This is a genomic window from Mycobacterium sp. DBP42 (assembly GCF_005924235.1).
Classification (GTDB): Bacteria; Actinomycetota; Actinomycetes; order Mycobacteriales; family Mycobacteriaceae; genus Mycobacterium; species Mycobacterium syngnathidarum.
This window is the reverse complement of sequence record NZ_VCMY01000080.1, coordinates 1-5,438: the sequence shown is the minus strand read 5'-3', so window position 1 is coordinate 5,438 and position 5,438 is coordinate 1. Positions and strand designations below refer to the sequence as shown.

The following is a 5,438-nucleotide window of genomic DNA, read 5'->3' as shown; positions in this document are numbered from 1 at the left end:
GTTTGTAACCGGCTGCGCCGGTTCCAAGTTAGCGACCGGGCAAGCCCGGTCGAATCACGTTGCTACCCAACCGCTTACGCGGTTGGCTCGAATGACGTTGCGACCGTCCACCGTTCGAGATCCACACCGCTGACGCGGTGTCATCGTGGGTACGTAATGCGCTTGGCTCTCGTTATCCATTGCGCTGCAACCGCTTACGCGGTTTACGCCACCGCTCACGCGGTGAACACGAATCACCTTGCCTACCAACGCCATACCCACATACTACACCATGTTATCGAAACACGCTGCACGGCAACACCATTACCAAACAACCCAAGAAACGGCGCTCACGCGCCGAACCACACCCCCAACACACAACGGTGCCCGCAGGCCACAACCACACCCACGGGCACCGCACCGAACAGAACCGCTCACGCTCCGCGCGAGCTCACCCCACTACTGCTACCCCAACCACACCGGGAAGCCCAACACACCGCACCCAGCTGCCTACCGGCACCGAACCACTCTGCGCCCGTCGGACACCCTCACACCCCACCGGATCAAAGAACTCGGCAGCCGGATCGTGCTCAACGTCACGAACCTCAGAAACCGACCGCTCCACATACTCGAAACCGTCATCGCTCAACCCCGCCAGGCCGTTCTCCAAGTCACACCCAGCAACATCAAAATCAGCCGGCACCCGCACGGTCACCCGATGGTGCGACTCTTCGACCCAGCTGATGGTGACGGTCTTCTCTGCACCCCCACACCCACCCACTGGCTCTGGCCGGTACACCACCGTCCTCACCTCACAGACCACCCTCCGAGCCGCCAGCAGCCACGCTAGACGCCTCCTGAATCCAACCCGGCCTCTCGTACCCCCACACCTCACCAGCCGCCCGACCGATCGGCATCAGCAGGCCTACGAAGTCCTCACCAACCCGGATCACCGTTGGACCCGGCCGGCCAGCGGCAGTCATCGAGGGAAACACCGTCATCTGCGCACCCGCCTCATCGGGGCGGACCTTGGTGAACTTGGCCAGCAGAGCTGGTGTGTAGCCCATACCGACGATTCCGCCCATACGGGCGCTATCCGCCGGCACCAACTGGCGCCACTTGACAGGGGTGTAGTCCTGCCCGCGCACCGTCACCGACTCCCCCGTGCTGAACCGAAACGTCACCTGCGGCAGTGAGTCGCCCTCGATCACCTCAACAGTGACCTCGCGCCAGCCCTCATCACGCTTAGCGGTCTTGGCGAACTTGATCAGCGTCTTCGCATCCGTGCTCGACAGCAACATGTCGAACGCTGCACCGGTGTACTCGACACGCGAGATCCCGAGCGTAAACCGGTCGGTCGCTGACGCCACCAACCGTCCTCCACCGAACTCCAGCCGCACCACCTCCAAAAACGGCAATTTCGCCGACGCCGGAGACGCGAAAAGCAAAGCATCCGACAGCGCCGTGTGCAGGGCCTTGGCCTTCAACACGTTCGGTTCCGCAGCCACTGCGGCCTCAGCGCCGGCCACCGCAGCCTCGACAACGACCGGCTTGTCCAAAACAGATGTCATGACAGTTTCCCTCCCGGGAGTCCAGTGGGCCTGCCGGACCGGCCTGCCCTACACCCACGATTCTACCGCCCAACACCGACAAAACGAGACCCAAAACCCCACTACAACAGCACTTTTCAACCACACCACCTCCCCACCCCACACCGGGTGGGGAGGTGGTGTGGGAAGCGCCCGACCCAAGGATTGTGGTGGTTCGCAGATCCAGTGAACCTGCGAACCACCACGACTACCGACGAGGGCTACTCCACGTCGTCACAGGACTCGTCGTCCAGGTCGTCCTCGCCACTGTCGAACGCCACAGCCACTCCGAACGCCGGTTGATACGAGTTCTCAGGACGGTTGGTGTACGTGGCGCTTGCCTCGAAATCAGGGACGGTGCGGATGCGGTCAACGACAGGTTGCGCAATCTGGTCACCGTCGTGGCGCGCGGCGACATACAGGCGGCACACCCGCATCTTCTGCGCACGCGAATCGGTGGGCACCGACACCACGTCCGCAGGATCAACCAGCACCACCAACATCTGCTCAGAGAAGCTCTGCGCATAACCGAAGGTGCCCACGTGCAGGCCAACCGAGCACGCCGAGTTCCGGTCTTCGTTGACAAGATCACGAGCCATCCACACAGTGGCACCGACCGGGTAGGGCACATGCCCGACCACCGTTTCGACAGACCCGTCCTGCGCCTGCACTGTCACCGGCTCGCGCCCCGCATGAGCGGAGCGTCCGTCAGATCGCACTGACTTGTAGCCGACGATGAGGCCATCGGTGGTCAGCGTGAATCCACCGGCCTTGAGCCACCCGAACAACTGCGAGCGCGAGGCCGCAGAGGGATTGCGCTCCAAACGGCGCAGGAACGCACCCAACGGAGCCAGATCCGCATCGCTGTTGGTCAGCCGGATGGCAGCGGCCAGCACAACCTCCTCCACCGGGTCACCATGGGTGATCCGGTACGGCTCAACCTCGGCCTGCCCGGTGTCGCCGTCCACGACCGCCACGGCCTGCACAGCGGCCTGTTTCACGCCGGTGCGGAACCTGTCCACAAGATCGCGCACAGTCGCGAAGTCCTCGCCGTGCTCGTCCACCAGGTAGCGGCGCACCGGCCCATAGGTGGGATCAGACGCGGCGATCAGCACACTGGCTGACCCCTCACAAACGATGATTGACTGCTGATCGATAAGTGCGTGCATGATGCTTGAAGTCCAATTCTCTTGATCTGGTTTGGATGTCGTTGTGACAGGGGATCTAGGCGGCCTTGCGGACGGCCTGGGGCGGCGTGTTGGCCAGGTATTCGACGTAGTGGCCTCGGGTCTCGGCGTTGTCCCAATGCCGCAGATGGCTCAGCAGCGGGTACGCCTGACGTAGCTCGCCGTACAGCTCGTTGACCTTGTTGAACTGTGTTTGCGCCGCAGGGCATCCACCCAGCTCCTCGACCAAAGCGGCTTGCGCTTCGGTGACCTTCCCAGCGGCCTGCACCAGCGCGGTGATCCGAGCCAACAGGGCGCGGTGAGGGTGCTCGACGGAACTGGCGGCCAGTGCCGCCGTCGCCACACCGAACGCGGCCTCGAGATAGGTCGCCCGCTGCCGCTTGGCGACGTAGCAAGCGGCCAACAGCTCAGCCGGTGACCATCGCGCTGTCTCGGCGGTGAACCGACGCTGTTTCCACGCACTCAGCGTCATCGCCTCGGGCACCGCTGCCAGCAGTGGTCCGCTCTTACGCTTGCCCAGGTACACCGTCACCGACGCCAAGTGGCCGCTCACGGGCCTGTATGAGGGCTCGTCGGTGTAGATCACCGGCAGACCCATCGCGGCGATCTCCGTGCTACTCAGCACCGCGTCACGGCGAGCGCCGCCGTCTCGGTCCACGATGTCGCAGTCGTAGCCTTTCGACGGCCCGCGAGTCACGCGCCTGCTGGCCATCGCAGCAGTCCACTGCTCGAACGTGTACCGCGCGATCCCCTCGGTGTCAGCGCCCACCTGCCAGGTCTGATCGGTCAACCGACTTCCCGGCCCGAACACGTTCAAAGCCACCGACGTGGCACCTTCCGGCACGGCGATCAGCCGCCGAATCGTGGGATGCTTATCGGCCAAGAAGGTGGCGAACCGCGACAGCACCCGCCCCGCAGGCACACCCGTGACCACCAGCGTGCTGCCCATCTCAGCTCGGGCGGTCACGGCCTCGAACACATCGTCGCGATCGTTCTCGATGCGTTCCCACCTTGAACGGCCCGCCAGGTGGCTCACGTGCCAAGCACCCATGCCAGCGGGCACTCCCACCCGAAACGCGATCGGCAGCGTGGCAGCAGTGCCCACGGTGCCCAGCGTGTCGGCCCGCAGCTTCACCGCAGCAGCCACGTCGGTCGCCGCCAGTCGTGAAATCTTTTGCGCCAATGCGTCATAAGCCACCCGAAACTTGTCCAGCGCCGCGTCCACAGCGGCCAGGGTGCGCTCGGTGGCGATCACCGACTCCCGGCTGGGCGTGTGATCGAACGAACCGATCGGCAATTCGAGCACGCATGCCGGCAACCTGGTGGCCTGCACCACCTTGCGGGTGACCTCGGGCACCGATGCGAACAGTGTGCCGCCGCTGCGCACCATCACCGCGCTGCGATCTTGTCGATCGACACGTCGGCAGGACACCGGCCCGATCCACGTGGGACCACCAGCGAGGCTGTCCACTGGAGCGCCGTCCACCAGCACCGCGCCCGCGTCATGCGCACAGGCCACCTCGCGCACCGCGCGATGCCACGCCTCGACATGCCCGGTGACCTCGACCGGAACGATGATCGTCGTGCCATCGGGCAGGTCGCTGGGCACACCGGCCAGCAACACCTGGTGCTCCAAGTTGCGGGCCGCGCGCACCGTCGTGCGCAGACCGCCCTTCACCGTGTCCACCAGAAACGACTCCGCCAGCGTCCACGCCGATTTCGCGCCGACACCCAGCCCACCGATCAGGTCGTCGCTATCGCGCTTGCTCGACGCGGCGAACGCCAGGAACGTCGCCTCGACCTCGGCCAGCGACATCCCCGTACCCCGATCGGTCACAACCAGATTCGGCTCGATCAGAGTCGGCGTCGTCACCGCCACCGGTTCGGTACCTCCGGCCACACGGGTGGCATCCACTGCATTCGACACATACTCACGTGCCACCGCCAACCGCCGGTCGGCATACAGATTGACCAGCATCTCCATCATTCGGCGCGCACCCTCCGGGTCCACGCGACTCGTCATCGTGGGCAACTCAGCAGTTGTGCCAACCAACGTCGAAACAGGCTCGACAATGCGCATTCGACTTCCCCTCCGGGACTCTGTGGGCCTGCCGGAATGGCCTGCCCTACACCCACGATTCTACCGCCCAACACCGACAAAACGAGACCCAAAACCCCACTACAACAGCACTTTTCAACCGCACCACCTCCCCACCTCATACCGGGTGGGGAGGTGGTTGTAGGCGAAGCCCGCAGAGAGCTTGCGAATCCCTTCGGTGCCCCCGACCTCGCCGCCCGGGGGCCAGCGCCGCGAGGTTTGCTACGTCTAGAGTGAGGTCGCATGTTGCTCAGGCTGGTGTTGATGCCGTGGTGGTTGCGATGGCTGGCCTATTCGGCGGTGACGTTTCCGTTCATCGCCGGACTGGTGCTGCTCGGCGATTACCCTGGCGTGTCCACGACGGTGCCCTGGGCGTCACCGTCTTCGTGGGTTTGGATCGGGATGCTCACGCTGGCCACAGGGTTACTGCTAGCGATCGCCTCACCGCGTAATCGTGCGAGCAATGATCAGAACCTGTGGATGAGCCTCGGTGAGGGGGCGTGAAAGTGGGCGCACCTTCCCGAGGATGATCTGAATATCCGAAGGTCCGATCATGAGCCGGCGTTGGCGCGCTGGTTCGGGAAG

The 5,438-nt window shown here is 64.4% G+C and carries 4 protein-coding genes; 1 reads left to right on the top strand and 3 read right to left on the bottom strand.

Annotated elements, in window-relative coordinates; all coding sequences use genetic code 11:
- Positions 1-791: 791 nt before the first annotated feature.
- The 3 genes from E0T84_RS31320 to E0T84_RS31310 form a co-directional block, all read right to left on the bottom strand.
- A complete protein-coding gene (locus E0T84_RS31320) occupies positions 792-1,550 on the bottom strand; it encodes a hypothetical protein (RefSeq protein WP_171055244.1) in 759 nt (252 codons plus the stop codon).
- A 239-nt stretch (positions 1,551-1,789) separates the two neighbouring features.
- Positions 1,790-2,683: a hypothetical protein gene (locus E0T84_RS31315; protein ID WP_138746406.1), complete on the bottom strand. Its 894-nt coding sequence runs from the start codon at positions 2,681-2,683 to the stop codon at positions 1,790-1,792.
- 109 nt (positions 2,684-2,792) lie between these two features.
- On the bottom strand, positions 2,793-4,778 hold the full coding sequence (locus E0T84_RS31310) for an ATP-binding protein (RefSeq protein WP_138746405.1): 1,986 nt from the start codon (positions 4,776-4,778) through the stop codon (positions 2,793-2,795).
- A 318-nt stretch (positions 4,779-5,096) separates the two neighbouring features.
- Here E0T84_RS31310 and E0T84_RS31305 point away from each other — a divergent pair, with 318 nt between their 5' ends.
- On the top strand, positions 5,097-5,357 hold the full coding sequence (locus E0T84_RS31305) for a hypothetical protein (protein WP_138746404.1): 261 nt from the start codon (positions 5,097-5,099) through the stop codon (positions 5,355-5,357).
- Positions 5,358-5,438 lie beyond the last annotated feature (81 nt).

Bases quoted from the DNA above. Each gene is read 5' to 3' on its own strand.
- E0T84_RS31310 (WP_138746405.1), bottom strand. From the start codon at position 4,778: ATGACGAGTCGCGTGGACCCGGAGGGTGCGCGCCGAATGATGGAGATG.
- E0T84_RS31305 (WP_138746404.1), top strand. From the start codon at position 5,097: ATGTTGCTCAGGCTGGTGTTGATGCCGTGGTGGTTGCGATGGCTGGCC.
- E0T84_RS31320 (WP_171055244.1), bottom strand. From the start codon at position 1,550: ATGACATCTGTTTTGGACAAGCCGGTCGTTGTCGAGGCTGCGGTGGCC.